The 25,538-nt window shown below is 64.2% G+C and carries 21 protein-coding genes; 12 read left to right on the top strand and 9 right to left on the bottom strand.

Going from position 1 to position 25,538, the window contains the following annotated elements; translation table 11 throughout:
* Positions 1–3 precede the first annotated feature (3 nt).
* From HB634_RS03800 to HB634_RS03790, 3 genes are read left to right on the top strand one after another with little or no spacing between them, the layout of a single operon-like run.
* Positions 4–3,111: an efflux RND transporter permease subunit gene (locus tag HB634_RS03800; RefSeq protein ID WP_213947606.1), complete on the top strand. Its 3,108-nt coding sequence runs from the start codon at positions 4–6 to the stop codon at positions 3,109–3,111.
* Positions 3,108–6,416, top strand: coding sequence for an efflux RND transporter permease subunit (locus HB634_RS03795; RefSeq protein ID WP_213947605.1), 3,309 nt, complete (start codon positions 3,108–3,110; stop codon positions 6,414–6,416). Before HB634_RS03800 ends, HB634_RS03795 begins: the two co-directional genes overlap by 4 nt.
* Complete coding sequence (locus HB634_RS03790; RefSeq protein WP_213947604.1) at positions 6,413–7,825, top strand: efflux transporter outer membrane subunit; 1,413 nt, start codon at positions 6,413–6,415, stop codon at positions 7,823–7,825. The genes HB634_RS03795 and HB634_RS03790 overlap by 4 nt, the downstream gene beginning before the upstream one ends.
* A 28-nt stretch (positions 7,826–7,853) precedes the next feature.
* Here the strand turns inward: HB634_RS03790 and HB634_RS03785 are convergent, their stop codons facing one another.
* The gene (locus HB634_RS03785; protein ID WP_213947603.1) at positions 7,854–8,471 is read right to left on the bottom strand and encodes a hypothetical protein; all 618 of its coding nucleotides are present in this window, start codon (positions 8,469–8,471) and stop codon (positions 7,854–7,856) included.
* Between the two features lie 164 nt (positions 8,472–8,635).
* Between HB634_RS03785 and HB634_RS03780 the strand changes: the two genes are divergently transcribed.
* Complete coding sequence (locus HB634_RS03780; protein ID WP_063572875.1) at positions 8,636–9,745, top strand: calcium:proton antiporter; 1,110 nt, start codon at positions 8,636–8,638, stop codon at positions 9,743–9,745.
* Here HB634_RS03780 and HB634_RS03775 read toward each other — a convergent pair.
* The 5 genes from HB634_RS03775 to HB634_RS03755 all read right to left on the bottom strand — a co-directional run bounded on the left by HB634_RS03775 (position 9,724) and on the right by HB634_RS03755 (position 15,675).
* Complete coding sequence (locus HB634_RS03775; RefSeq protein WP_213947602.1) at positions 9,724–10,977, bottom strand: histidine-type phosphatase; 1,254 nt, start codon at positions 10,975–10,977, stop codon at positions 9,724–9,726. The genes HB634_RS03780 and HB634_RS03775 overlap by 22 nt on opposite strands.
* A complete protein-coding gene (locus tag HB634_RS03770; protein WP_213947601.1) occupies positions 10,974–13,445 on the bottom strand; it encodes a TonB-dependent receptor in 2,472 nt (823 codons plus the stop codon). The genes HB634_RS03775 and HB634_RS03770 overlap by 4 nt, the downstream gene beginning before the upstream one ends.
* A gap of 110 nt (positions 13,446–13,555) precedes the next feature.
* The gene (locus HB634_RS03765) at positions 13,556–14,713 is read right to left on the bottom strand and encodes a FecR domain-containing protein (RefSeq protein WP_213947600.1); all 1,158 of its coding nucleotides are present in this window, start codon (positions 14,711–14,713) and stop codon (positions 13,556–13,558) included.
* Entirely contained in the window at positions 14,706–15,224 is a 519-nt protein-coding gene (locus HB634_RS03760) for a sigma-70 family RNA polymerase sigma factor (RefSeq protein WP_213947599.1), read from the bottom strand. The genes HB634_RS03765 and HB634_RS03760 overlap by 8 nt, the downstream gene beginning before the upstream one ends.
* A gap of 106 nt (positions 15,225–15,330) precedes the next feature.
* Positions 15,331–15,675 (bottom strand): carboxypeptidase-like regulatory domain-containing protein, encoded by a 345-nt coding sequence (locus HB634_RS03755; protein ID WP_082879130.1) that lies wholly within the window; start codon positions 15,673–15,675, stop codon positions 15,331–15,333.
* A 228-nt stretch (positions 15,676–15,903) separates the two neighbouring features.
* On the opposite strand from HB634_RS03755, the gene dhaL reads away from it, so the two are divergent.
* Entirely contained in the window at positions 15,904–17,616 is a 1,713-nt protein-coding gene (gene dhaL / locus HB634_RS03750) for a dihydroxyacetone kinase subunit DhaL (protein ID WP_213947598.1), read from the top strand.
* Positions 17,617–17,628: 12 nt separating this feature from the next.
* Positions 17,629–18,117, top strand: coding sequence for an OsmC family protein (locus HB634_RS03745; protein WP_213947597.1), 489 nt, complete (start codon positions 17,629–17,631; stop codon positions 18,115–18,117).
* 6 nt (positions 18,118–18,123) lie between these two features.
* Here the strand turns inward: HB634_RS03745 and HB634_RS03740 are convergent, their stop codons facing one another.
* On the bottom strand, positions 18,124–18,684 hold the full coding sequence (locus HB634_RS03740) for a DUF1003 domain-containing protein (protein ID WP_063572465.1): 561 nt from the start codon (positions 18,682–18,684) through the stop codon (positions 18,124–18,126).
* A gap of 135 nt (positions 18,685–18,819) precedes the next feature.
* Here HB634_RS03740 and HB634_RS03735 point away from each other — a divergent pair, with 135 nt between their 5' ends.
* Entirely contained in the window at positions 18,820–19,863 is a 1,044-nt protein-coding gene (locus tag HB634_RS03735; RefSeq protein ID WP_213947596.1) for a Dyp-type peroxidase, read from the top strand.
* Entirely contained in the window at positions 19,856–20,653 is a 798-nt protein-coding gene (locus tag HB634_RS03730; protein ID WP_213947595.1) for a family 1 encapsulin nanocompartment shell protein, read from the top strand. Before HB634_RS03735 ends, HB634_RS03730 begins: the two co-directional genes overlap by 8 nt.
* Here HB634_RS03730 and HB634_RS03725 read toward each other — a convergent pair.
* On the bottom strand, positions 20,650–21,339 hold the full coding sequence (locus tag HB634_RS03725) for a type 1 glutamine amidotransferase domain-containing protein (RefSeq protein WP_213947594.1): 690 nt from the start codon (positions 21,337–21,339) through the stop codon (positions 20,650–20,652). The genes HB634_RS03730 and HB634_RS03725 overlap by 4 nt on opposite strands.
* Positions 21,340–21,548: 209 nt before the next feature.
* Here HB634_RS03725 and HB634_RS03720 point away from each other — a divergent pair, with 209 nt between their 5' ends.
* Entirely contained in the window at positions 21,549–22,871 is a 1,323-nt protein-coding gene (locus HB634_RS03720) for an epoxide hydrolase family protein (RefSeq protein ID WP_213947593.1), read from the top strand.
* Between the two features lie 99 nt (positions 22,872–22,970).
* Here HB634_RS03720 and HB634_RS03715 read toward each other — a convergent pair whose 3' ends face one another.
* A complete protein-coding gene (locus HB634_RS03715) occupies positions 22,971–23,621 on the bottom strand; it encodes a glutathione S-transferase family protein (RefSeq protein WP_063571713.1) in 651 nt (216 codons plus the stop codon).
* A 93-nt stretch (positions 23,622–23,714) separates the two neighbouring features.
* Here HB634_RS03715 and HB634_RS03710 point away from each other — a divergent pair, with 93 nt between their 5' ends.
* The 3 genes from HB634_RS03710 (at position 23,715) to HB634_RS03700 (ending at position 25,515) form a co-directional block, all read left to right on the top strand.
* On the top strand, positions 23,715–24,281 hold the full coding sequence (locus HB634_RS03710) for a TetR/AcrR family transcriptional regulator (protein ID WP_213947592.1): 567 nt from the start codon (positions 23,715–23,717) through the stop codon (positions 24,279–24,281).
* Positions 24,282–24,348: 67 nt separating this feature from the next.
* Positions 24,349–24,981: a TMEM175 family protein gene (locus HB634_RS03705; protein ID WP_213947591.1), complete on the top strand. Its 633-nt coding sequence runs from the start codon at positions 24,349–24,351 to the stop codon at positions 24,979–24,981.
* 312 nt (positions 24,982–25,293) lie between these two features.
* Positions 25,294–25,515 (top strand): MbtH family NRPS accessory protein, encoded by a 222-nt coding sequence (locus HB634_RS03700; RefSeq protein WP_063573881.1) that lies wholly within the window; start codon positions 25,294–25,296, stop codon positions 25,513–25,515.
* The last annotated feature ends 23 nt before the right edge of the window (positions 25,516–25,538 follow it).

Genomic DNA, 25,538 nt, shown 5'->3' with positions numbered 1-25,538 from the left:
CCGATGAACATTTCCCGTTTGTTCGTACTCAGGCCGGTAGCCACCGCGCTCCTGATGCTCGCGCTCGTGCTCGTCGGCCTGGTCGCAGTGAAGTTCCTGCCCGTGTCGTCGTTGCCCGCTGTCGACTACCCGGTCATCCAGGTACAGACCTTTTATCCCGGCGCCAGTCCGACGGTGATGGCGAGCACGGTGACAGCCCCGCTCGAAGTGCAGCTGGGCGAGATCCCCGGTCTGCAACAGATGACCTCGAACAGCTCGGCTGGCGCGTCGGTCATCACCCTGCAGTTCGACCTGTCGCTCAGCCTCGACGTTGCCGAGCAGAACGTGCAGGAAGCGATCAACGCGGCGAACAGCCTGCTGCCAGCGGGCCTGCCCGCACCGCCGACGTACGCGAAGGTAAACCCGGCCGATTTGCCGATACTTACCCTGGCCGTGACCTCGACATCGATGTCGTTGCCACAGCTCGAGGATGTAGCTAACAACCGGCTGGGCTCGAAGATCGCCGAGGTGCCGGGGGTGGGCCTGGTAGTGCCAGCCGGCGGTAACGTGCCCGCCATCCGCGTCGAGGCGGACCCGAAGAAGCTGGCGGCCTATGGGCTCAATATCGACGACCTGCGCTCGCTGCTGGCCAACGTCAACGTCAGCCAGCCCAAGGGCAACTTCGACGGCCCCGAGCTCGACTACACCATCAACGGCAACGACCAGATTCGCGATCCCAAGGACTACCTGGCCACCGTGGTCTCGTACCAGAACGGTGCACCTGTTTACCTGCGGGACATCGCGCGGGTGACGCAGTCGGCGCAAAACACGGAGCAGGGTGCCTGGTTCGGCAAGACCCAGGCCATCGTGCTCAACGTGCAGCGACAGCCGGGGGCGAACGTCATCGCCACCGTCGACCAGATCAAGGCGAAACTGCCTCAGTTGGAGTCGACTCTCCCGGCGGGGATGAAGGTGCAGATCGTCTCCGACAGCACGGGCGTGATCCGTTCGTCGGTCTCCGATGCTGCCTTTGAGCTGGGTCTGGCCATCGTGCTGGTGGTCCTGGTGATCTTCGTCTTCCTGCGCAACATACCGGCCACGATTATCCCGAGCATCTCCGTGCCGGTTTCGCTGATCGGCACGCTCGCCGCGATGTACGAACTGGGCTACTCGATCGACAATCTTTCGCTGATGGCCTTGATCATTGCCACGGGTTTCGTGGTGGATGACTCCATCGTGATGATCGAGAACATCGTACGGTACCTCGAAGAGGGCATGGCACCACTGGAGGCGGCGCTGGAAGGTGCGGGGCAGATCGGCTTCACCATCGTGTCGCTGACCGTCTCCCTGATCGCTGTGCTTATTCCCCTGCTTTTCATGGGCGGCGTGATCGGCAGGTTGTTCAACGAGTTCGCGGTGACCCTGGCGGTGACCATCGTCATTTCAGGCATCGTCTCGCTGACCCTGGTGCCCATGCTGTGCGCGCGTATCCTCCGCGCGCAGGTCGACCGGCATCCGAGCCGGTTCGAACGCATCAGCGAGGGATTGTTCGACAAGACGCTGGCTGCCTACGAGCGCGGCCTGCGCTTCGTCATGGCCCGCCAGACACTCACACTGATCGTCTTCCTGGTCACCGTCGCGTTGACCGTCGTCCTCTATGTGGTCATTCCGAAAGGCCTGTTCCCGACCCAGGACGTGGGCGCGGTCGAGGGCATCAGCGTGGCCGACAACTCGGTGTCCTATAGCGCCATGGTGAAACGGCAGGCCGAGCTCGCCGAAGCGATCCTGAAGGATCCCAACGTGACGGGGCTGACGTCGTACGTGGGCATCGATGGGACGAACAAGACCCTCAACAACGGCCGCTTCCTGATTGGCCTCAAGGCGAAGGACGACCGCTCGCTCAGCGCCGCCGAGATCGCGCGCAACCTGCAGAACGAAACGGCGAACGTCACAGGCATTCGCCTCTTCGTGCAGCCGGAGCAGGACCTCACGCTCGACACCACGGTATCGCCGAACCAGTACCAGTTCGTTTTGCGGGGTTCCTCGGTGCAGGAACTGGGCAAGTATGTGCCCGCCCTCGTCGATCGCCTGCGCAAGGTCGACTCGCTCACGGACGTCACCAGCGATCTCAACAATGACGGCCTGGCGGTCAACGTCGAGGTGAATCGCCAGCTCGCCGCGCGTTATGGCATCACACCGGCGACGATCGACAACGCGCTCTATGACGCGCTCGGACAGCGTATCGTCTCGACCATCTTCGAGCAGTCCGGGCAGTACCGCGTCATCCTGGTGGCCAAGCCCGAGAGCCTGCCCACGGTGCAGTCGCTCGGCGACATCTATCTGCCCAGCCAGACCGGCAGCAGCGGACAGGTACCGCTGAAGGGCATCGCGTCGATCCAGATCGTCAAGGCACCCCTGGTAATCAGTCACCTGGCGCAGTTTCCCGCCGTCACGGTTTCCTTCAATCTCACCGCTGGCGCCTCGCTCAGCTCGGCGGTGAAGGAGATCACGGCGGCGGAACAGGCGGTGCACCTGCCGCCGTCTGTCACGTCGTCGTTCCAGGGTGCCGCGCAAGCCTTCCAGGATTCACTCTCCAGTGAGGTGTATCTGCTGATCGCCGCCCTGGTCGCTGTCTACATCGTGCTCGGCGTGTTGTACGAGAGTTTCGTTCACCCGTTGACCATTCTTTCGACCTTGCCGTCGGCCGGTATCGGCGCGTTGCTTGCGCTGATGGTTGCCGGGCACGATCTGGACGTGATCGGCATCATCGGCATCGTCCTGCTGATCGGCATCGTGAAGAAGAACGCGATCATGATCGTGGACTTCGCGCTGGAAGCGGAGCGTGAGCACGGCAAGCCGCCCGAGGAGGCCATCTTCGAGGCCTCGTTGCTGCGCTTCCGGCCCATCCTGATGACGACGCTCGCGGCGATGCTCGGCGCACTGCCGATGCTGCTGGGTAATGGCACCGGCTCCGAACTGCGCCGGCCGCTCGGTCTGGCCATCATCGGTGGCCTGGCACTGAGCCAGTTGCTGACGTTGTTCACCACGCCGGTGATCTACCTGTTCTTCGACCGGCTGGCCGTGCGGCTGCGACGCGCGCCGGCGCAGAAGGCGATCGGGCACGAGTCATGAGTATCCCGGGCCTGTTCATCCGGCGTCCGGTGGCGACGACGCTGCTGGCCGTCGCGATCCTCCTGTCAGGTGCGCTCGGCTATTTCAACCTGCCGGTGGCGCCGCTGCCGAACGTCACGTTCCCGGTGATCGTGGTTCAGGCGAGCATGGCCGGTGCGAGCCCGGACATCATGGCCTCGACCGTGGCGGCTCCGCTGGAGCGACGGCTCAGTGCCATCGCGGACGTGTCCGAGCTGACCTCGTCGAGCTCGGTCGGCTCGGCCCAGGTGGTGATCCAGTTCGGCCTGGGACGCGACATCAATGGCGCCGCCCGCGACGTGCAGGCGGCGATCCAGGCGGCGCGAGCCGATCTGCCGAGTACCCTGCGCAACAATCCGACGTATCGGCAGTTCAATCCGTCGGATACCCCGATCATGGTGCTGGCGCTGACTTCGGAGACGTTGACGCGGGCGCAGCTCTACGATTCGGCTAACTCGATCCTCCAGCAGCAGCTTTCGCAGGTGGATGGCGTAGGGCAGATCACGCTGGGCGGCAGCGCCTTGCCCTCGGTTCGCGTGGAGTTGCAGCCCGACCAGCTCAATAGCTACGGCATCGGCCTGGAGGATGTCCGCGCGTCCCTGAGCTCCGCGAATGCGAACAGCGCCAAGGGCCATATCGACCAGGGCGACCAGCGTTTCGAGGTGCTTTCCAACGACCAGATCAGCAAGGCCGCTCCGTATCGCGACATCGTCGTCGCCTATCGGCAGGGGGCACCGGTCTTCCTGCGCGATGTCGCGCAGGTGAGCGATTCGGCGGAGAACCTGCGCAACGCGGGCCTGTACAACGGCAAGGACGCGGTACTCGTCATCGTCTATCCGCTCCCGGGCAGCAATATCGTCAGGACCGTCGCACAGATCCGCAAGGTCCTCCCGAATGTCGAGGCCACCTTGCCGCACGACATCCACGTCGGCATCGCCGTGGATCGCTCGCAGTCGGTCAATGCCGCGGTGGACGACACCGAGCGGACGCTGTTCATCGCCGTGCTCCTGGTCATCGGCGTGGTTTTCATCTTCCTGCAGTCCCCCCGCGCCGTGCTGGTGCCGGCGGTCGCGTTGCCCCTTTCGATCGTGGGCACGTTCGGCCCGATGTACCTGCTCGGCTACAGCCTCGATAACCTGTCGCTGATGGCGCTCACCATCGGCACCGGCTTCGTGGTGGACGATGCGGTCGTGGTGCTGGAGAACATCGTCCGCCACGTGGATGAGGGCATGGACGTGCGCGAAGCGGCCCTGGTCGGTAGCGCCGAGGTCAGCTTTACCGTGATCTCCATGAGCCTGTCATTGATCGCGGTGTTTCTTCCGATCCTGTTGATGCCGGGCATCGTCGGCCTGCTGTTCCATGAGTTCGCGGTGACGCTGTCGATCGCCATCCTGCTTTCCCTGGTGATCTCGCTGACCGTGACGCCGACGATGGCGGCCTTCGTGCTCCGCGCGCGCGGTACGGCAAGGCCGCCGGGTCGCGTCGCGGCCTGGTCGGAGCGCCAGTTCGAGCGGTTCAAGCAAGGCTACGACCGTTCGCTGGCGACGGCGCTGGACCATCGCCTGCTTGTCGCGCTGGTTCTGATCGGGCTGATCGTCCTCAACGTGTTCCTGATTCGCTTCGTGCCGTCGACCTTCTTTCCCGAACAGGACAACGGCATCCTCCAGGGCCAGATCATCGCGGACCAGAGCATCTCCTTCCAGGCCATGGAGAAGAAGCTCGCCCAGCTGCAGGCGATCGTGCAGAAGGATCCGGCGGTGGCTTCCGTGGCCGGCTTTACCGGTGGCCGCGCACTGAATACCGCCAACGTCTTCATCGAACTCAAGCCGCTGGCGGAACGCAAGATTTCCGCCGCCCAGGTGGTGGATCGATTGCGCCCGAAGCTCAATGCGGTGTCCGGCGCGCGCCTGCTGCTGCAGGCCGCGCAGGACCTGCGCATCGGTGGCCGTCAGTCGGCCGCGGAATACCAGTACACGCTGACCAGCGACGACCCCGATACCCTGTTTACCTGGGTGCCCAAGCTGGTGGCGGCGCTCAGCAAGGAGCGGTTGTCGGACGTCAACTCGGATCTGCAGCAGCACGGCTTGCAGATCTACGTGAATTTCGATCGCGCGACGGCCGCTCGCTATGGTTTCGCGCCCAACCAGATCGACACTGGCCTGTACGACGCCTTCGGCCAGCGTACGGTGTCCACCGTATACAACGAGCTCAACCAGTATTACGTGGTGATGGAAGTCGCCCCTGCCTACTGGCAGTACCCGCAGATGCTCGAACGCATACGCTTCAGCACCGCGGCGGGTAACGCGAGCGGCACGCAGCAGACGCAGATGTCGAGCTCGCTGGTGAAGGGCGTCACGGCCACGACCGTCACGAGCACGTCGTCGGGCACGGGCGCGTCGACCAATGCGAAGAACGCCGATGCCGAGGCCAACCTGCTCACCAACGCCATTTCCAACGCGAAGGGCGGAGGTTCCAGCGGCAGCGCGGACAGCACGGCGGCGGAGACGCTGGTGCCGTTCCCCGCTATCGCCAGCTATGTCAGCAACCACACGGCCACCCAGGTCAGCCATCAGGACGGGCTGGTCGCCGCAACGGTTTCCTTCAACTTGCCGCCCGGCGGTTCGCTCAGCCAGGCCTCGACCATCATCGGCCAGGTCTCCCAACAGATCGGTCTGCCGGCTTCGGTGCATGGCAGCTTTGCCGGCGCGGCGCAGGTGTACGGTCAGTCCATGTCGACGATGCCGCTGCTCATCATCGCGGCGTTGGTGGCGGTGTACATCGTGCTCGGTGTCCTCTACGAGAACACGGTGCACCCGTTGACCATCCTGTCGACACTGCCCTCGGCCGGTATCGGTGCGACGCTGGCCCTGCTTATCTTCGGCACGCCATTCTCGGTCATCGCCATGATCGGCATCATCCTGCTGATCGGCATCGTGAAGAAGAACGCGATCATGATGATCGACGTGGCCATTCACTTGCAGCGCGACGAGGGCCTCGGCGCGCGCGAGGCGATCCACAACGCGGCCGTGATCCGCCTGCGCCCGATCATGATGACCACCGCGGCTGCCGTTCTTGGCGCGGTGCCGCTGGCGATCGGTATCGGGCAGGGCGCTTCGTTGCGCCAGCCGCTGGGCATTACCGTCATGGGCGGACTGATCCTCAGCCAGATCGTCACGCTTTACACCACTCCGGTGATCTATCTCTACCTGGACGGTTTCCGCGCCAGGCTGGCACGGTGGAATGCCCGCCTGCCATGGAACCACGTCGACGCGAGCACAGCCCTATGAAGACTTCCCGAACCCTCCTCGTCGCGTCGATCGCGTGGTTACTGCACGGGTGCATGGTCGGCCCCGACTACAAGAAGCCCAATGTCGCCATGCCCGTCGCCTTCAAGGAGACGCCGGGCTGGAGTCCGGCCCAACCCGACGACGCCGCGCCGAAGGGCGACTGGTGGGCGGTGTTCCACGACCCGTTGCTCGACCAGCTCGAACCGATGGTGTCGGTGTCGAACCAGACCGTGCGCCAGAGCTACGCGAACTATCAGGAGGCGCTGGCGGAGGTACAGATCGCACGTAGCGGGCTGTTCCCGACCATCGGTGTGACCGGATCCGCCACGAAGCAGCGCAGCGCCAGCAACGGCACGGGTAACAGCATTTCGGTGAATCCGGGCATCCGCACGGCGGGTTCGCTGGAAGGCAACGTGAGCTGGGCGCCCGACTTCTGGGGTAAGACGCGTCGTGCCGTCGAAGAAAGCAGGGCGACGGCCGACGCCGGAGCCGCGACCCTCGCCAACGCCACGCTGACCGAGCAGGTGGCGCTGGCCACGGCGGTGATCGACCTTCGCGTCACCGACGCCAATATCGATCTGCTGACGCATACCGTCGATGCCTACAAGGAGTTCCTGCGCGTCGTGGCCAACCAGGGCAACGCCGGTATCACGCCGCCGTCGGACGTCATTGCAGCGCGCACGCAACTGGAGAACGCGCAGTCAAGTCTGATCGCGCTAGGTGTCTCACGGGCGCGATACGCGCACGCGATTGCCGTGCTGGTTGGCAAGACCCCCGAGGAACTCGACATTCCCCATAGCACCGCACTGCCGACCTTACCCTCGGTTCCGGTCGGGATGCCGTCGACGCTGCTCCAGCGTCGGCCGGACATCGCCGTCGCCGAACGGGACATGGCCGCGCAGAATGCCGCGATCGGCGTCGCGGTGGCCGCCTACTATCCGGATATCACGCTTTCCGGTGCGGATGGATTCTCGCAATCGCCCCTGGCCGGCCTGTTACACGTGGCCAATCACGTCTGGTCGCTGGGTGCCGACGTGAGCGAGACGATCTTCGACGCCGGTGCGCGGCATGGCCAGGTCGCGGCGGCGCGTGCGTCCTATGAAGCGTCCGTGGCGAACTATCGTGGCACGGTACTCACGGCGCTGCAGAACGTCGAGGACGATCTTGCCGGCATCCGCATCCTGGCCCAGCAGGCCGAGGTGCTCGACGCCGCGGTGAGCGATGCTACGCGAGGTTCGGAGATTGCCTTCAACGAATACAAGGCGGGTACGGTCGACTACACCACCGCCGTTACGGCGCAGACCACGCTGTACAGCACCCAGCAGAACGCGCTCGATGTACGCGAGCAGCGCCTGCTCGATGCCGTGTCCCTGATCGGCGACACCGGCGGCCCGGTGCCGTCGCCCTGAGGATCGATGCCGGTCGCCGTGACGTTTTTTAGTGAGGCTTGGGCGTCACGTCGATCGCTACCGCTTCCACATAGGTGATACGGACCAGGTCACCGACACGCAGTTTGGCCATGCGGGCCTGGCGCTCCGGGTCCTTCACCTCGATCACGCGCTGCTTGCCATCGGGACCCTGCAGCGTGACGGTGTGTTTCTTCAGGTCGATGGCAGTCAATTTGCTGGTGATCGAAATCGACTGCTGCACCGCGGCGCCCGGCAGCGTGCCCTGGGGCGCACGAGCCGCGTCGGCGCTGGTGACCTCGCCCGTCGATGCGCTTCCGGCAGGTAGTATCTCCAGCGCCGCTGCGGCCTGGTAGGTCGCGATCACCACATCGCCGACCTTCAGCTGGTCGAAGTTGCGTACCTCCGGACCGGCTTCGATAGTGAACTCGCGCCTGGTTCCCTTGCCTTCGCGCAGGGTGACGAAGCGGCTCTGCTTGTCGATGTCGACCACGGTGGCCGTCTGGACTTCCTGTTCGCGGACCAGTTCGAACGAGCCGCCGCCAGTGCTGGAGGCCGGCGCCGGAGCCTGGGTCTGGGCGCCAGCGGCCAGTGGCATGGCCAACGCGAGGCCGAGGGCGGGAATCACGAAGAACGTCAGCTTGCGCATGGGAGGGCTCCTTTGTGAGCTCGCATCGTCGTCCACCCGGCGGCCCGCGGGCGAGCGTAGGATCACGCTTCGCGGTTAGGTAGTTCTACTGGCCTTGCTTGCCAATCGGTGCGACGTGGGGCACGTTAAGGCAGGGTCCGCCAGCTGTCCTTCGTGGAGTAGGCATGAATGCACCGAGCGCGTTAGCGCGACAGGAATGGTTCCTGGTGATCACCGTTGCGACCTGCGCGGTTTTCCTGGGCATGCATGACTCACTCCTGGCCGGCCTCGAGTCGCGGGCGTGGCTCATCCTGATGTTTGTCTGGCTGTTCGTCGTCATCCTCGGCTCCGCCCTCGCCGTGCTGAGGCACGCGGAGCGACTGGCCCATCATCTGGGCGAACCGCTCGGCACGCTGGTGCTCACCATCGCGGTGACGTCCATCGAGATCATGAGCATCTCGGCCGTCATGCTGCACGGAGCGAACAACCCCACGCTGGCACGCGATACCTTGTTCTCGGTGACCATGATCGTGCTCAACGGCATGGTCGGCCTGTCGCTGCTGTGGGGCGGATGGAAACACCGCGAGCAGGCTTACAACCTTCAGGGTGCGAATGCCTACCTTGGCCTGATCATTCCCCTGGGCGTACTCGGCCTGGTGTTGCCCCGGTTCACGAACGTGGCGGAGGGGTCGCCGTTGCCGTTCGCTCACCAGATGTTCCTGGTGGTCGCGATACTCACGTTGTACGCGACCTTCCTCGGCCTGCAGACGAAACGCATGAAGGGGTACTTCACCACGGATGCATCCACGGCTCGCGACAGCGACACGGAGGTGCCGTCGCGCCACGGGCCCCTCGTATCCGCGGCGCTGCTCATCGCCTACATGATTCCCGTGGTCTTCCTGGTCGACCAGCTCGCTATCCCCGTCGATTACGTCGTGGAGACGCTGAATGCCCCGGCCGCCATGGGCGGACTCACCATGGCGATCCTCGTCGCCTTGCCCGAGGGCATGGGGGCGATTCGCGCGGCAAGCCGTAACGACCTGCAGCGCGCCGTGAACATCTTCCTCGGCTCGGTGCTGTCCACGATCGGCCTGACCATTCCGGCCATCCTGCTGATTGGCCAGATGACCCACCACCCGGTCATCCTCGGACTGGAACACACCGACCTGATCCTGTTCGTCCTGACGCTTGTGCTCTCCCTGCTCACGTTTTCGAGCGCCAGGACGCACCTGCTCCAGGGCGCGGTGCACCTGACGATCTTCGTGTGCTTCGTCTACTTCCTGTTCTCCCCCTGAGTCGCGGTCATGGCGGGTAGCGACGGATCCACACGTGCCGGATCCACAGCCTTGCGCGCGAGCACGTCGAATTCCCCGACGGTGCACTCGCCGATCACGCGACAACCTTGTAAACGAACGGCTTTCGCCGTGACATCGTCGAAATGATTGGCGCGAAGCGCATCCATGGACGGCATCAGGCTGCGGACGCGGACGATGTCCCCCGTTTTGCGGTGGACCAGGCTGAAGACCAGCGCACCTCCAGGCGGATAATCGTCGGGCACCTGCTCGTCGTGCCAGTCCAGGCCGAGGACGCCGGCAACGTTGGCGAGGTTGGTGTCGTGCCCGACCAGGATGACGACACCGTGGCCGGAGGTCGATAGCGGGGCGACGCCAGGCTGGGTTCCGTGCGCGGCATCCAGGCTGGCGACGATGTGTGCGACGAGGTTGGAACCGGCATTCGCAGCGGTGGGCATGGATTTCTTCGTTGCGGCGAACTGCGCGTTGTGCAGGGTGATCAGGCGACCGAGCACAGTGGCATCCGCGCGTCCGAAGGCGACAGCGGTCATCGGCAGGCCTTCGACATAGCCAAGCATAAGGTTCTCGCTGAGCGTGCCAGCGAGCTTCATGGCTTTGGCTACATGGTCGGGAGCATCCAGAAGCAGCTTCTTGTGCCGTGTTGCCGCGACGTCGGCACAAGCGGCCGGCGTGCAGCCGAGAAGGACCGTCTGCAGTTCGGCGAGTGCGGGCGGCGGGGAGGGCGCGTCCACGGCAGCATCGTCGTCATCCTCGTCTGCCTTGCCCTTGCCCGTGTCCTTGACGAAGTGGAAGAGCGGATTGTTCGCTGCCCCCGCGACAGCGAGGAAGGAGCCGTGGCATCCCGGTGCCAGACCCGCGACGAGCGCACCGGCGCTCTCGAGGTTGCGCGGCGTGCTGTCGCCGATCACCACGAACGATGCCGGCTCGGGGCAGGTTGCCGCGATCGTGCCGTCGTCCAGGAGCAGCCGGCGAAGGCGTCCCCCGATGGCCGTCATGCCCTGGTGGCCGTGCAGCGTGAGCATGCCCGGCGCGACCGGCCACGTCGGCCACTCGCCCTCGGCATAGGCGGCATAGGTCTCCGCAGGCTTGGTCGGCGATCGGACACCGTGGCGCATCAGCACGATGTCGATCTGCGTGGTTTCGGCAGACGGCGCGTGGGCGGCGCATGCCGTCGCCGCGGCGAGTGAGAAGAGAAGTGCGAGCGCGCGTCTCATAGTTTCACCGACAGGTCGAGGAAGATGCCGCGGCCAGGCAGGCCGAAGTAGAGCGGATCGCCACTCACCGCCTGCGTCCCTGCGTAGCCGGTGAGCTTGTGCACGTTGAACAGGTTATTGACGTCGACGCTGATCGAGTAGCCCTTGGTGCCTGCCGGGCCCTTGTCCGTCCGGTAGCCTGCCGCGGCGTCGACGCTGAAGTAGCCGGCGATGCGCTGGTCATTGGCGAACTGGATATTACCGGCGTCATCGGTCGTGTTGTCCAGTCCATACTGGTGGCCAAGGAACTTGCCCATCAGCGAGCCGAAGTAGCCATTGGTGTTGCTGTAGAGCAGACCCAGGGCCGCCGTGACCTTGGGCGTACCGGCGACCTGCACGCTGCTGCCTTTGTAGGTCGCCTTGTTGTAGCTGGCGTTGCCGTAAAGGCTCAAGGCACGTGTGAGGGCGAAGGTGGCTTCCATTTCGGCACCCTTGTAGATGGCGCCGCCACCATTGATGAAGGTGTCCTCGTTGCCGTTGTCGGTTGTGACCTGGGTTTCCGTGATGAAGTTGGAGAAGTTGATGTAGTAGACATCAGCGCCGAAGGTGAGCTTGCTTGACGCATAAGCCGTGCCGAGCTGGTAGTTCTTCGTCTTCTCCGGTTGCAGGCCGTGCGAGCCGTTGACCTGGATCACATCGATCGGCGGTGCGAGGAAGCCCTCGGCAGCCTGCGCATACGCGCTCCACGAGTCGCTGAGGCGATCATGCACGCTGATCGACGGCAGGGCGGCGTGGTAGGTGACTTCGGCGCTGAGCGGCACCGGCGGCGATACCTTGTTCAGCGGTGCATCGATGCTGCGCGTCACCTCGGAATAGCGCACGCCCGGGCTCACGGTGATGGCGTCGGTCACCTTCCAGTCGTACTGAAGATAAGGCTGCACCGTGTCCGTGCGATCGTCGAGAAGGTAGTTGTCGACAGGGCCATACTTGGTGCCCGTCTTCGCACCGGTCGTCAGGTCGACTGGATACTGGTACCGCGCATCCAGGCTGCGCTCCAGCCAGATACCCGTGAGCAGCGTGCCGTCACCCAGGTCGCGACCGAGGCGAAGTACGTTGCCGAAGGCATGGAAGCCGGAATCGGCGAGCTTGCCCGGCAGGTCGGTCTTCGATGTCGCGACCTTCTTGCCTTTCGCGTCGTAGAAGGTGACCCCGTTGTCGGCGGGATCGATGTCCGAAGCGTCGGCGGTCTTGCGCGCCCAGTGATCGAAGGTATTGAGGTACAGCTTATCGTCGACATCCCAGCCGGCCACCTGGCTGGTCAGCCCGACATAGGTGAAACTGGAATAGTAGGCCGCGTTATTGGCGCCTTTGTAGTTCTGCACGGTCGGATCGTTACCGAGCCCGAAGCGCCACCCGTCACGGTCGATCTCCTCCTTCGTCGCGCCCTGCACGGTGTTCTGGTGTTCGCGGTTGTAGCTGGTGACGAAGGTGAGGCTGGTCACGTCGCCCAGCTGGCTGATCGTCTTGATGAAGACATGGTCGCGCTTGTCGTCGGTGCCTTTGAGGTAGGTGTCGCTCGACTCCTTGGAAATGTCCGCGAAGACCCGCGTGTTGCCCACCGTTTCATCCGCGGTCACGCCACCGGCGCGGGTGTTCCAGCTCCCCAACGTGAGGTACGGCGTGATACCCGGCTCGTCCGAAGGATCGCGTGAACGCAGTGCCACCGTGCCGCCGAACGTCGCATTGCCGAGCGTGCTTCCGCCGCCCGGACCGCGGTCGATTTCCGCCTGGCCGAGTACGTGGTTGTTGAAGTATGCCGAGGTGGTGTGGTGCAGGTCGCTGGCGTCGCCGAAGGGGATGCCATCGAAGGTGATATTGAACTGGCCGTCCTGGAAGCCGCGGATACTGATGCCTTCATTCTTGCCCAGACCCGGACCTTCCGGCGAGGTGACGGTCACGCTGGGGGCGTACTTGATGATGTCGTCGAAATTGGCATTGAAACGCAGTCCATCGCGAATGAATCGCTCGTCGATCACCGAGGTAGGCTGGGTAGCGTCCAGCGGCGCGGCGCTCGGTGCCAGCGTATCCACCGCATTGGCGTGAACGCTGATCGGTGCGAGCTTCTGCGCCTCGTCACGGGTGTCGATCGCGGGGAGTGGCGCTGCTGCCGGCGCCGGGCCGGCTCCGACGTTTCCCGGCACGATGGTCACCGTGGTCGGGGTGACGAAGCGGTACGTCATGCCGGTACCCGCCAGCAAAGCGGACAGCTGCTCGGCGGCCGGCACGCCGCCGGGAGCGGTGTGACTGCGCAAGCCGTCGGGAACCTCGGCGCCGTAGACGACCTGCCAGCCCGCTTCGTGCGCGAATCGATCGAGCGCCTGGGCCAGTGGCATGGCGCCGATGGGCTGCGTGGCCGCCAACGCCGTCGTGGGTACGAAGGGGGTGCCCGCGATAGCGAGGGCGATGCAAAGGGCGAGCGAATTGCGCATGGCGTCACATACCTTGGATGGAGGGTCACTGAGGACAGTCATCGCTGTCCGACCCCATCTAAGAGTCCCGCCGCGCGCCACCGGGTACCCGTCATTCGATGAATTTTTTCTTACAGTCGCCTGATGCCGTGCGCGGTGACAAAGCGAATGCGGTCTGCGTTCCTTTCCACATGCACCTGGGGCAGGCTGCCGATATAGGCGATAAAGGCATCGGGGTCGCGCGCATGGAACACGCCACTGATGCGTTTCTGTCCCAGCTCGGCGTCGTCCACGATCAGCGGGCGCGTTGAATAGGCGTTGAAACGACGGGCGACCTCGGTCACCGTCGCGTCATGAAAGCGGATCTCGTCGGGTAGCCATTGCGTTGCCGTTGCCACGTTTGCCGGACCGCGTCCGGCAAGATGGCCATCCCCGTCCACACGGGCCGTCTCGCCGCCGTGGAGGTCCACGATGCGATTCCGTGGCGTGGACGTACCCGTCAGGCGCGTACGGATCCGCGCGATCCACGGCGACGGCAGGTTCCACACGGATACCTGCCCACTGACGACCGTCACCTGCGCCGCGCCGTCGTTGCGCTGCACGTCGAACACGGTACCGACGTCGTCGATCTGCTGGCGACCCACGGTGACCCTCATGGGTCGGGCGGGATCCTTGCCGATATCGAACGAGGCGCTGCCGTGCAACAGCTCGATATGGCGTGCATCCGCACCGAAGCTGACCACCATGGCGCTCTGTGGCGAGAGCTGGACGACCGTGTCGTCGTCGAGGGTGACTTCGCGGACGTCGACGCCGGCGGCGTACCGGATGCCCGGTTCGGCGGGCGAAGGCCATGCGGCGGTAAGGCCGCCTCCGAGCAGAAGAACGAGTGCCGCCGCTGCCGCCCAGTTCACGGCACCCGCGCGACGCTGTCGCGGGCGGGGATCGCCGATGAATCGGCTCCCACCAGGAGCCTCTGCCGCCGCTTGCGGTAGGAGCCGATTCATCGGCGAAGGGTGCTCGCGACCAGCGCCCTGGCCCACACCTCCACGTAGCGCAACCACCGAGCTCTCACTCGCCGCAAGCGCGCGCAACTCCTCGACCGTCATCCCCTCCGCTGCCAGGGCGGCGCGCATATCCCCATGCATCTGCGCCATCGCCATGTACTCCGCCACGTGTTGCGGCGAGCGGCGTAGCCAGCCCATGAACTGCGCCTGCGTGCGCGCGTCCGGCGACTCCTGCATGTCGAGGTACCAGGTGGCCGCTTCCTCGGTGAGGCGCCGGTCATTCATAACGTGCCATCCCTTGCCGGCATGCAGCCAGTCCCTTGACGATGTACTTCTTCACCATGTTCGGCGAGATCGAAAGTTGTTCGCCTATCTCCCGATACGAGAGATCGTCGCGGTAGTGCATCACCAGCACGGCGCGGCACTTGGGGGACAGGCGGCCGATCAGCGTGGCCAGGCGCTGGCGACGCAGCGCGCGATCGACATCGGCTCCCGCGCGGCAAGGCGTGGCGAGGCGCTCGATCACCTCTTCGAGGCCCTCGCTGCTGATCGGAGCGCGCTGCTGCATCTGCGCGTGCTCCTTCACCAGGTTGGCGGCAACGGTGAACAGATAGGCTTCGGGATTTCGCACCGTGCCGGCACTCGCGTCGCCCGACCGGAGCAGCCGAAGGTAGACCTCCTGCACGAGGTCCTGCGCGTCCCAGCGATGCGAGACACGACGAAGAAAATAGTTGGCGAGGGTGGGACCCTTGTCGGCCAGCAGCCGCGCCCAGCTTTGCGGCGTCTCGGCAGACACGTCGGCTCCAGGGTGATGCCGACAGGCTAGGGACCGAATGTTGCAGCTTTACGTCAGGGCCGCCCGGGAGTCGGGCAGCCCTGACGGACAACCATGGCGGAAGGGATCAGCTACCGGCCGCGCACTTATCGTTCTCGCACGCGAAGTCGATCTCCGCGCCCTTGCCGACGGTAAGGGTGATCTTGTTGCGCGTGTCCACCACCTTGCCGTCTTTCTCGAGGGTGACGGTATAGGTGCCCATGGGGATCGGCGCGATCTTGTAGCGGCCACTGTCGCTGATGGTCGCGTGGCGCTGCGCGCCGGTATCGCTCCTGGCGGTGACGACGCCACCGGCCGGACCCTGGCCGAACATGCTGGCCGTGGTGCCCTGGGCATGCGTGGGTACAGTGGCGGTGGCGAACAGGGTCACGGCGGCGCCCAGCAGGAACGTACGATAGCCGATGCTCTTCATGGAACTCCTTTCTTTCGGACGGTGGGTAGACCCTTGAGGTTTTATTTGAAACCGCGCGCGCAAGAAAGCGCCCCTGATGGCAAGACTGTGTTGCCCTGGCGGAATCAATGGATGATCACGTCAATGACATGCAGCGTCAACGCCGGGCGGCGGCAATGTATGCCAGACTTCCGGCACTTGCCCGGCCCCGGTCGGGCGCGTTCGTGAACCTGCCTCGAGGAACGATACGTGAAGAAACTCATCAACGATCCCCTGCACGTCGTCAGCGAAATGATCGAGGGCCTCGTCCTCGCCGATGACCGACTCACCCGCATCGCTGGCGAAAACGTCGTGCTTCGTCGGGACTACGCACAGCATGCCGCCTCGGGGAAGGTGGGCCTCATTTCAGGCGGCGGCGCTGGTCACGAGCCGGCTCATGCGGGCTATATCGGCCAGGGCATGCTCACCGCGGCCGTGGTGGGTGAAGTCTTCACCTCACCCAGCGTCGACGCCGTGCTTGCGGCGATCCTCGCCGTGGCCGGCCCGGGCGGCGTACTGCTCATCGTCAAGAACTACACCGGCGACCGGCTCAACTTCGGCCTGGCGGCCGAGCTCGCGCGCGCCACTGGCGTCACGGTCGATCTGGTCGTGGTCGCCGACGATGTCGCGCTGGATACCGGCGACGGCGCGGTCGGTGCTCGTGGTATCGCCGGCACGGTCCTCGTGCACAAGGTGGCAGGAGCCGCTGCGGAAGCCGGTCTTTCGCTGGCCGAGGTGAAGCGGGAGGCGCAGGCCGCGATCGATGCGGTCTTCACCATGGGCCTGGGGCTGGGCGCGTGTATCGTGCCTGCCGCCGGCACGCCGGGCTTCGAACTTTCCGATACCGAAGTGGAATACGGCCTCGGCATCCACGGCGAGCGAGGCGCCAAGCGCGGCCCGATCGCCAAGGCCGATGCGATGCTCGATACCTTGCTCGACCGGTTGCTGGAGCGCAGCAAGCTTCGGGCAAACGAACGTGTCGCGCTGCTCGTCAACAACCTCGGCGGCACGGCCGTGCAGGAACTGGGTATCGTCGCCCGTCACGCACTCAAGCGGCTGGCTGCGGCAAACATCGAGGTTGCCATGGTGCAGGTCGGCACCTTCCTGACAGCACTGGAGATGCCCGGCTGTTCGCTCAGCCTGATGCGGCTGGACGAACAACGTCGCGAACGCCTGCTTGCGCCCGCGACAGCGGGTGCCTGGAGCGCCCCGACCCATCCGGTGACTGAGGCCTCCAGCGTCGAGGCACGCACGGCCAAGCAGGCCGCATTGTCCGCAGGACCCGCCTGGAAGCAAGCCGGGCGTTCGGCGAGCTTCACGGCCGCGCTCCGTGCCATCACCGCTGCCTTGCAGAAGGCGGAGCACGAACTGACCGAACTGGATGCCGTCGTGGGCGATGGCGACATCGGCCTCAGTCTGGCGCGCGGTGCGCGAGGCATCGACGCGGCGGTTCCCGAACTCGACAAGGACCATCCGGCCGCGGCCTTGCAGGCGATTGCCTCGATCCTGCGTCGTGAACTGGGCGGCACCTCCGGTCCGCTGTATGCCGCCTTCATCGTGCGCGGTGCGAGCCATCTCGCCGAGCGCGACGAGGCGGATTCGCCGGAAGCCTGGGCCGCGGCCTTCCGCGCGGGCATCGACGGTGTACAGACGTTGGGCGGCGGCAAGGCGGGGGATCGCACCATGCTCGACGCGCTGATCCCTGCCGCGGACGCGCTGGATGCCGCCATCGCACGTGGCGACGCCCCGCCGGCGATCCTGCAGGCGGCGATCGAGGCGGCGCATGGCGGCGTCGAGGCGACCAAAACGATGCGGCCGCGACTGGGCCGTTCGTCCTATCTGGGCGAGCGCACGCTGGGCCACGCGGATCCCGGCGCCTTCGCCGTGGCGCTGTGGCTCGAGTCGATCGGCTCGGCTTCCTGAGGAGCGCCATCCATGACGTCCCAACCCGTCATCGTCCAGCCTACCGGCCAGGGGGAGTTCCAGGTGCGGGTGAGCGCACAGGGTCCTTCGTTCTTCGTCGATGAGCCGCTGGCCATGGGCGGCCTCGCCTCGGGGCCGACGCCGTACGACCTGCTGAGCGCCGCTCTGGGCGCCTGCACGGCGATGACGCTCGGCCTGTATGCGCGGCGCAAGGGTCTCGCCTTGACCGACGTGCAGGTGGCGGTCACGCATCGCCGTGATGCGATCACCGGTCGTGACACGTTCGAGCGAGCGCTCTATATCGAAGGCTCGCTCGACGAGGCGCAGGAAGCGCGCCTGCTCGCCATGGCGGATCGCTGCCCGGTGGGCAAGACATTGAGCGCCGGTGCGGACATCGTCACGCGTCTTGCGCCGAAGACCGAGCCGGTGATTCCCAACCGCCCCTGCGACCAGACGCATCCCGGTGCGATGGCGCAGGCGTGCGATGAAATGGACGCCTGAGGCGTCCTATCGGTCGCCTTCCTTGATCAGCCGGGTGAGCAGGTCGATCTGGGCCTGCTGTTGGGCGAGGAGTTGCATGACCTGCTCGTTGCGAAGCGCATCCAGCTTCTCGTGCAAGGCCAGGATCTCCACCTCGGCCTTCAGGTTCACTTCGTAATCGTATGCGGCCATCTCGCGATCCTTCGCGGACTGGCGGTTCTGGCTCATCATGATGACCGGCGCCTGGAACGCGGCGAGCATGGACAGCATCAGGTTGAGGAAGATATAGGGGTATGGATCGACGGCGGTCCGGCCAAGCAGCAGGCTGTTCAAGATCACCCACGCGACCAGGATGGCCACGAAGATGATGATGAAGGTCCATGAGCCGCCGAACGCCGCGACCTTGTCGGCGAGCCGCTGACCATAGGTGCTCTTGGCGTCCAGGCGCTGGTTGATGTCTTCGGTGACCGTCACCCGGCGGGTGGCCCGCTCGAGCACGCGCCTTGCGGTCTGGTTGAGCTTGGCGCCTTCCGTGCCGAACCAGCGTGCGGACGAGGTCAGGTAATCGAATGGCGGTAGGTGACTCATGAGCTTGCTCCGGGCGATAGGTGATGTCACGGCAATGCGCTGAAATTACCCTCCTGGCTCCGCAATGTCTTGTCTGTTGGCATGGGCTCGGACGAGAATGACCGCTTTACGTCCTTCCGTGGAAAGGAGCCCTTCGTGGCTACCGTCGTTGCGCAACCCGTCGTCGCCACGCTTACGCGGTCGGCCATCTTCCTTGTCCTCAAGGTCAATCCCGGTAACAGCGCCGAAGAGGCAGTGCGCTCGCTCTGCGGCGATCTCGCCGGCCTGCTGCGGGCCGTGGGTTTTCGCGACCTCGATGGCCGGCTGACGTGCGTGATGGGTTTCGGCTCGGAGGTCTGGGATCGCCTTTTCGCCGGACCGCGCCCGGCCGAGCTCCACACGTTCAAGGAAATCAACGGCGTGCACCGCGCGGTATCGACGCCCGGCGACATCCTCCTGCACATCCGCGCGACGCGTGAGGACCTCTGTTTCGAGCTTGCCGCGCAGATCATGTCGCGCCTTGGCGACGCGGTCGCCACGCTCGACGAGGTGCACGGTTTCAAGTACTTCGACGACCGCGACCTGATCGGCTTCGTCGACGGCACGGAGAATCCGCAGGACGCCGATGCGATCGAGGCCGCGGTTATTGGTGACGAAGATGCCGCTTTCCTTGGTGGTAGCTACGTCATCGTGCAGAAGTACCTGCATGACCTGAAGCGCTGGAACGCCGTGCCTGTCGAGGCCCAGGAACGCATCATCGGCCGGCAGAAACAGACCAACATCGAACTGGACGACGCGGTGAAGCCGTCCTACGCGCACAACGTGCTCACCTCCATCGTGGAAGATGGCGTCGAGCTCGACATCGTGCGCGACAACATGCCGTTCGGCGAGGTAGGGAAGGGCGAGTTCGGCACCTATTTCATCGGCTACGCCCGTTCACCGGCGCGCACGGAACAGATGCTCACCAATATGTTCGTCGGCAAGCCACCCGGCAACTACGACCGGTTGCTCGACTTCAGCACGGCAGTGAGCGGCAGCCTGTTCTTCGTGCCCTCGGCGACGTTCCTCGACGGCATCCCGGACGCACCGGCGGCACAGGCAAGCCGCCAGAACGATGCGAACGGACAAGACAGCACCCCACGCGCATCGGATGGTTCACTCGGTATCGGTTCGCTAAAGACGGAGAACACGCATGAATAACCTGTTTCGCGAACTCGCACCCATCAGCGGCGGTGCCTGGGAACAGATCGAAGACGAAGCCAAGCGCACGCTGAAGGAATACATGGCGGCACGGCGTATCGTCGATGTCGTCGGGCCGAAGGGCTACGACTATCCCGGCGTCGGTACGGGGCACACGCGCAGCATCGAGACACCGAACGACGGCATCCAGGCGCGGCAGCGCCAGGTGGCGGCAATGGTGGAGCTGCGTGTGCCGTTCGTCCTTTCGCGACAGGATCTGGACGATGTGGCGCGCGGCTCCAACGATCCGGATCTTCAGCCGCTGAAGGATGCCGCCAAGCAACTGGCCTTCGCGGAAGATCGCGCTGTTTTTGACGGTTACGCCGCGGCGGGCATCGCCGGCATCCGCAACACGACCAGCAACAAGGCGATCGCGCTGCCGGCCGACCTCACGGCGTATCCGGTAGCGGTCGCGCAGGCCCTGAACGAACTACGCCTTGCGGGCGTGAACGGTCCCTACAAGCTGGCCATCGGTGCCAAGGCGTATGCGGATCTCAACGGGGCAACCGACGAAGGCTACCCCGTGTTTCGTGAGCTGCACGCCATGCTCAATGGCGGCATCGTCTGGGCACCGGCGATCGAGGGTGGCGTACTCACCACGGCCCGCGGAGGCGACTTTGAGCTGCACCTGGGTCAGGACGTCTCGATCGGTTACGACTCGCACGACGCGAAAGACGTTCGCCTGTATCTGCAGGAGACCTTTACGTTCCTTTCGCTGACCACCGAAGCATCGGTAAGTCTCACCGCCTAGGCTTTCTGCAATGTGGCCATCAAGGCGAGCAACGCCTTGGCGGTCACGGTCGACGATCCCGGGTTCTGCCCGGTGATCAGGTGGCCGTCGGTGATGGTGAAGGGTTGCCAGTTGGCGACCTTCTCGAACTTGCCACCGAGACGGATCAGCTCGTCTTCGACCAGGAAGGGCACCACCTTGGTGAGTCCCACCTCTTCTTCCTCTTCGTTGGTGAATCCTGTTACCCGTTTGCCCTTGACGATCGGCTCGCCCTTGTACTTCACGTGGTGCAGTACACCGGGTGCATGGCAAACGGTGGCGACGGGTTTATCGGCGTTGTAGAAGGCTTCGATCAGGGCGATCGACGCCGGGTCTTCGGCGAGATCCCACATCGGGCCATGACCGCCGGGATAGAAGACGGTGTCGAAGTCTTTCGCTGCGACGCTGTCGAGCTTGACCGTATTGGCGAGCACCTTGAGCGCGGCGGGATCGGCTTTGAAGCGCGTTTGCGCGGGCGTCTGATTGGCCGGGTCGTCGCTTTTCGGATCGATGGGCGGCTGCCCACCCTTGGGCGAGGCCACGGTGACCGACACGCCGGCATCGGTGAACACGTAATAGGGCGCCGCGAATTCCTCGAGCCAGAAGCCGGTCTTGCGCCCCGTGTTTCCCAGGGTGTCGTGCGACGTGAGCACCATCAGAATCTTCATGGAATACCTCCACAGCGACCCCCCGCTCATCACTGTAACGCCCGGTTTTTCGCGCTGGCAATCATCCGCAGGTATAAGCCGGCTTCGCAAGCTCGTCACGTTCAAACCGGCGGGGGCGTCGCCAAGACGCACGGTTCACCTATCGGGGACGCTCACAAGCGTGTTGGTAACGGGCAGGCAGATCCGATCTCAAACGGAGGGGTATTGTCATGGCGTCACACTTCATGCGGTCCACGCGTTTGCAATTCCTGACGGCAGCGGTGATTGCCGGAGCCGTCTGTACCGTCCTGCCAACACCCAGCCACGCCGCCGGTGCTCCACCCATGCAAGCGGCGGGGCAGGCGGAAGACACGTCGATCCGTCCGTTCCCGAAGATCCATTTTTCCGACGAGGCCCTCCAGGACCTGCATCGCCGCATAGCCGCTACCAGTTGGCCGAGCCCGGAGCTCGTGCCCGACGCGACGCAGGGCGTGCAGATCGCGACGTTGCGCAAGCTGGCCGACTACTGGCAGTCGGGTTACGACTGGCGAAAGGTCGAGGCACGGTTGAACGCGCTGCCGCAGTTCGTGACCACCATCGATGGCGTGGATATCCACTTCATCCACGTGAAATCGAAGAACAAGAACGCCCTGCCGATCATCATTACCCATGGCTGGCCGGGATCCATCATCGAACAGATGAAAGTCATCGATCCGTTGGCCAACCCGACGGCGCACGGTGGCAAGGCGTCGGATGCCTTCGATGTCGTGGTCCCGTCACTGCCGGGCTATGGCTTCTCGGGTAAACCCACCGTCGTCGGCTGGGATCCGCAGCACATCGCGCGCGCCTGGACCATCCTGATGAAGCGGCTTGGCTACAAGCATTTCGTCGCCCAGGGCGGTGACTGGGGCGATGCCGTGACGGAGCAGATGGGTGTGCAGGCGCCACCGGAACTGCTCGCCATCCATACCAACATGCCGGCGACGGTGCCCGATGACATCGCCAAGGACCTCGCGGCCGGCGCTCCCGCACCGGCAGGGCTGGCGCCCGACGAAAAGAATGCCTATGACATGCTCGACTTCTTCTACAAGCATGGTCTTGGCTATGCGCAGGAGATGACCAATCGTCCACAGACGCTTTATGGACTCGAGGACTCGCCGGTCGGCCTGGCGGCCTGGATGCTCGACCACGATGCACGCAGCTATGCACTGATCACCCGCGTCTTCGACGGCCAGTCCGAGGGGCTTTCCCGCGACGATATCCTCGACAACGTCACGCTCTACTGGCTGACGCATACCGCGGTGTCGTCGGCCCGACTCTACTGGGAGAACAAGCTGGCGTTCTTCGAGCCCAAGCACATCACCATTCCGGTGGCGGTGAGCGTGTTCCCCGACGAAATCTACGCGGCTCCGAAGAGCTGGGCGGTGAAGGCGTTTCCGAAGCTGATCCACTTCAACACGCTTCCGAAGGGTGGGCATTTCGCCGCGTGGGAGCAGCCGGACGAATTCGTCTCGGAAATCAGAGCCTCATTCAAGACCGTTCGCCCGAAGTAGTCGTGCAGAACCTGCGTGGCTGATATGGCTAAACGAAAAAGGTGATGGGCCGATAGCCCATCACCCTCCTCGTGGAATGAACGCACGAGGGCGATGCTCTTACCCCGCGGACGCCATCCTGACACTCTCACGCACATCCACCCGCGCTTTCCACGCCACCAGCGCCGTCAACGACTCAGGCACCGGAATCTGCGCATAAGCAGCAAACAACAACCCGCCAATCACCGTCGTATCGGCCATCGAGAAGTTCGCACCGGCAACGTAAGGCTGAGTCTTCAACACCTCGTTGAAGTACCGCATGCCCGCCTCGGCCTTCTCACGGTGCATCTGACCCCAACGATCACGGCCTTCCCACTCGGGGCTCTTGTACGGAAGAAGCCCTGCACCCAAGCCATCAGTGGCGTAATGAAAGTAGATGCCGATAGCGTCGATCAGCTCGGACTCCGCACGCTTCTGCATCATGTGGATGGTGGCCTTCTCCAGCGGCGTGACGCCGGTCAGGGTCGGATGGCCATCGAGGTTGTCGAGGTACTCCGTAATAGCCGTGCACTCGGAGATATAGGTGCCGTCGTCGAGCTCAAGCACGGGCACCGTGCCCGTCGGGTTGATGGCGAGGAAGGCGGGCTGCTTGTGTTCGGCGGCCGGGAGGTCGACTTTGACGAACTCGACCTTGTCGAACAGGCCCTTCTCAGCCAGGACGATACGGACGCGGAGCGGATTGGGGAAACCGGGGATGTCGTGGATCTTCATGAAAGTTACCTATCTAGTGATAGATAGACAGTGCACCTTGCTTTTCGCGCTGTCAACCCCTATCTATCGATAGATAGTCTCTAGGACACCGCCATGAGTTCCCCAGACACCCGCCAGTCCATCCTTTCCGTCGCCCGGAAAATGGTGCAGTCGCGCGGTTACTCCGCCCTGAGCTTCCGTGATGTCGCGGCGTCGGTGGGCGTGAAGAGCGCGAGCGTGCACTACCACTTCCCGACCAAGGGGGCGTTGGGCTCCGAACTGGCCCGGGGCTATACGGACGAGATGGCGGCCTACCTTGCCGATGTGCTCGGGGAGACAGCGGACGCCGCGGCTTTCATGACGAAGTACGTCGGCGTGTTCCGCGCCGCGCTCGTGAACGAGAACCGCATGTGCATGTGTGGTGTCCTGGCGGCCGAGCGCGACGAACTTCCCGCCGAGGTGCAGGCGGAAGTGGAGCGCTTCGCCGAGGTCAACGTCGAGTGGCTGGGGAAAGCCCTCGAGCGAGACGAACCGCGTGTTCCGCTGGCACAAAGGCAGGCTAGGGCGCTGGCGATTTTTGCTGCGGTGGAAGGGGCGCAGTTGATTGCGCGCAGCCGGAGTGATGTGGCGGTTTACGACCAGGCCATCGGGGCGATGCGGACGGCTGGGTTGATTCCGTGAGGGCGGGGTCGATCAGAGGAACTGAGGTTAGGGCATGATGGCGCGGGGAAACATTTAGGGGAAGGGCATGGAACCGAATCCGTCAGGACTGTCGGAAGAGCGCGTAAGGCTTCGTCATCTCGACCGTTTGACCATGATGTCCGATGGCGTGTTTGCCATTGCACTGACGCTTTCCGCCGTGGAACTTCATCCCGAAATGGAAGCCGGGAAGACCTTGTTCCAGGTATGGGCCATGCCTTTGGCCGTCTATTTCATGAGCTTCCTGATCATCGCCGCCGTGTGGGTCGCCCACCGCCGCAACCTGGCGCATCTGCATTCGGTTGACGCGCCGACCACCTGGCTCAACCTTCTGCTGCTCAGCATGATCGGCTTGCTGCCCGTGGTTGTACGGTTCTTCCTCGTGAATATGGACACGACCTCGCGCGCCGGCATGGTCGCTTATGCGATGGTGTTGTCGGCGACGTATTTCGCCCTCGCGCTGACATGGGGTTATCCCGCGCTGATAGCGAATCACACGCCAAGCGTATCGCGCCGGCGTGCATGGGCATGGCTTGCCGAATATGTATTTGTCGCTCTGCTATTCGCCGCGCTCGCGATTTACGCCATCGGCATGACGTGGCTCGCATGGCCCGTCGGCGTGGTGGCGGTATGCCTTCGCGTCACATCCTTGCGATTGGGTCGCTCTGCCGCGAATGCCTGAAAAAGCAAGCTATTTGCCGTATTTGCATGAACTTCGCGAAAATCATCTAAGTGAACTTCGCAAGAACTTGCTGCTTGCAAAGCCTTCGATCTTCTTCGAAGAATAAGGCCGTCAGGGGATCGATGGCGCGGTTCTGAACCGCGCCGATTCGTGAAGGGATTCAGGGGTGGCACTGCCAACAAAGCGACATGTTTTCGGCGGACCATGGGCTCCGCGGCAACCATCATCCTGATCAAAGTCATCGTTTCCATGTACTGAGACGTCCATCGCACCGTCACCGCGATGGCGCCCTTCGTTTGCAGAGGAGTACGCATGTCTAGCAGTGTGAGTCCGTCAGAAGTGACGTATGACGTCGTCGTCAACGAGGAAGGGCAGTATTCGATCTGGCCGGCACCCAAGGCGCTGCCCGAGGGCTGGACGAAGGCCGGCAAGCAGGGTTCGAAAGAGATCTGTCTTGCATTCATCAGCGAGGTATGGACCGACATGCGTCCACTTTCACTTCGCCGCCAGATGGAGTCCCTGCAGCCACATTAGTGGCTGCGCGGTAGCTGGTTGTC

The sequence above is a fragment of the Luteibacter sp. dw_328 genome, assembly GCF_018449605.1.
In the GTDB taxonomy this organism is placed as follows: domain Bacteria; phylum Pseudomonadota; class Gammaproteobacteria; order Xanthomonadales; family Rhodanobacteraceae; genus Luteibacter.
This window is presented reverse-complemented; position numbering and strand designations above follow the sequence as displayed.

What these genes read in the sequence shown, in the direction of transcription:
- HB634_RS03755 (WP_082879130.1), bottom strand. Translation starts at nt 15,675, where the DNA reads ATGAAGAGCATCGGCTATCGTACGTTCCTGCTGGGCGCCGCCGTGACC.
- HB634_RS03710 (WP_213947592.1), top strand. Translation starts at nt 23,715, where the DNA reads ATGAGTTCCCCAGACACCCGCCAGTCCATCCTTTCCGTCGCCCGGAAA.
- HB634_RS03790 (WP_213947604.1), top strand. Translation starts at nt 6,413, where the DNA reads ATGAAGACTTCCCGAACCCTCCTCGTCGCGTCGATCGCGTGGTTACTG.
- HB634_RS03700 (WP_063573881.1), top strand. Translation starts at nt 25,294, where the DNA reads ATGTCTAGCAGTGTGAGTCCGTCAGAAGTGACGTATGACGTCGTCGTC.
- HB634_RS03730 (WP_213947595.1), top strand. Translation starts at nt 19,856, where the DNA reads ATGAATAACCTGTTTCGCGAACTCGCACCCATCAGCGGCGGTGCCTGG.
- HB634_RS03745 (WP_213947597.1), top strand. Translation starts at nt 17,629, where the DNA reads ATGACGTCCCAACCCGTCATCGTCCAGCCTACCGGCCAGGGGGAGTTC.
- HB634_RS03800 (WP_213947606.1), top strand. Translation starts at nt 4, where the DNA reads ATGAACATTTCCCGTTTGTTCGTACTCAGGCCGGTAGCCACCGCGCTC.
- HB634_RS03765 (WP_213947600.1), bottom strand. Translation starts at nt 14,713, where the DNA reads ATGAATGACCGGCGCCTCACCGAGGAAGCGGCCACCTGGTACCTCGAC.
- HB634_RS03740 (WP_063572465.1), bottom strand. Translation starts at nt 18,684, where the DNA reads ATGAGTCACCTACCGCCATTCGATTACCTGACCTCGTCCGCACGCTGG.
- HB634_RS03705 (WP_213947591.1), top strand. Translation starts at nt 24,349, where the DNA reads ATGGAACCGAATCCGTCAGGACTGTCGGAAGAGCGCGTAAGGCTTCGT.
- HB634_RS03785 (WP_213947603.1), bottom strand. Translation starts at nt 8,471, where the DNA reads ATGCGCAAGCTGACGTTCTTCGTGATTCCCGCCCTCGGCCTCGCGTTG.
- HB634_RS03775 (WP_213947602.1), bottom strand. Translation starts at nt 10,977, where the DNA reads ATGAGACGCGCGCTCGCACTTCTCTTCTCACTCGCCGCGGCGACGGCA.
- HB634_RS03770 (WP_213947601.1), bottom strand. Translation starts at nt 13,445, where the DNA reads ATGCGCAATTCGCTCGCCCTTTGCATCGCCCTCGCTATCGCGGGCACC.
- HB634_RS03780 (WP_063572875.1), top strand. Translation starts at nt 8,636, where the DNA reads ATGAATGCACCGAGCGCGTTAGCGCGACAGGAATGGTTCCTGGTGATC.
- HB634_RS03720 (WP_213947593.1), top strand. Translation starts at nt 21,549, where the DNA reads ATGGCGTCACACTTCATGCGGTCCACGCGTTTGCAATTCCTGACGGCA.
- HB634_RS03795 (WP_213947605.1), top strand. Translation starts at nt 3,108, where the DNA reads ATGAGTATCCCGGGCCTGTTCATCCGGCGTCCGGTGGCGACGACGCTG.
- HB634_RS03725 (WP_213947594.1), bottom strand. Translation starts at nt 21,339, where the DNA reads ATGAAGATTCTGATGGTGCTCACGTCGCACGACACCCTGGGAAACACG.
- HB634_RS03715 (WP_063571713.1), bottom strand. Translation starts at nt 23,621, where the DNA reads ATGAAGATCCACGACATCCCCGGTTTCCCCAATCCGCTCCGCGTCCGT.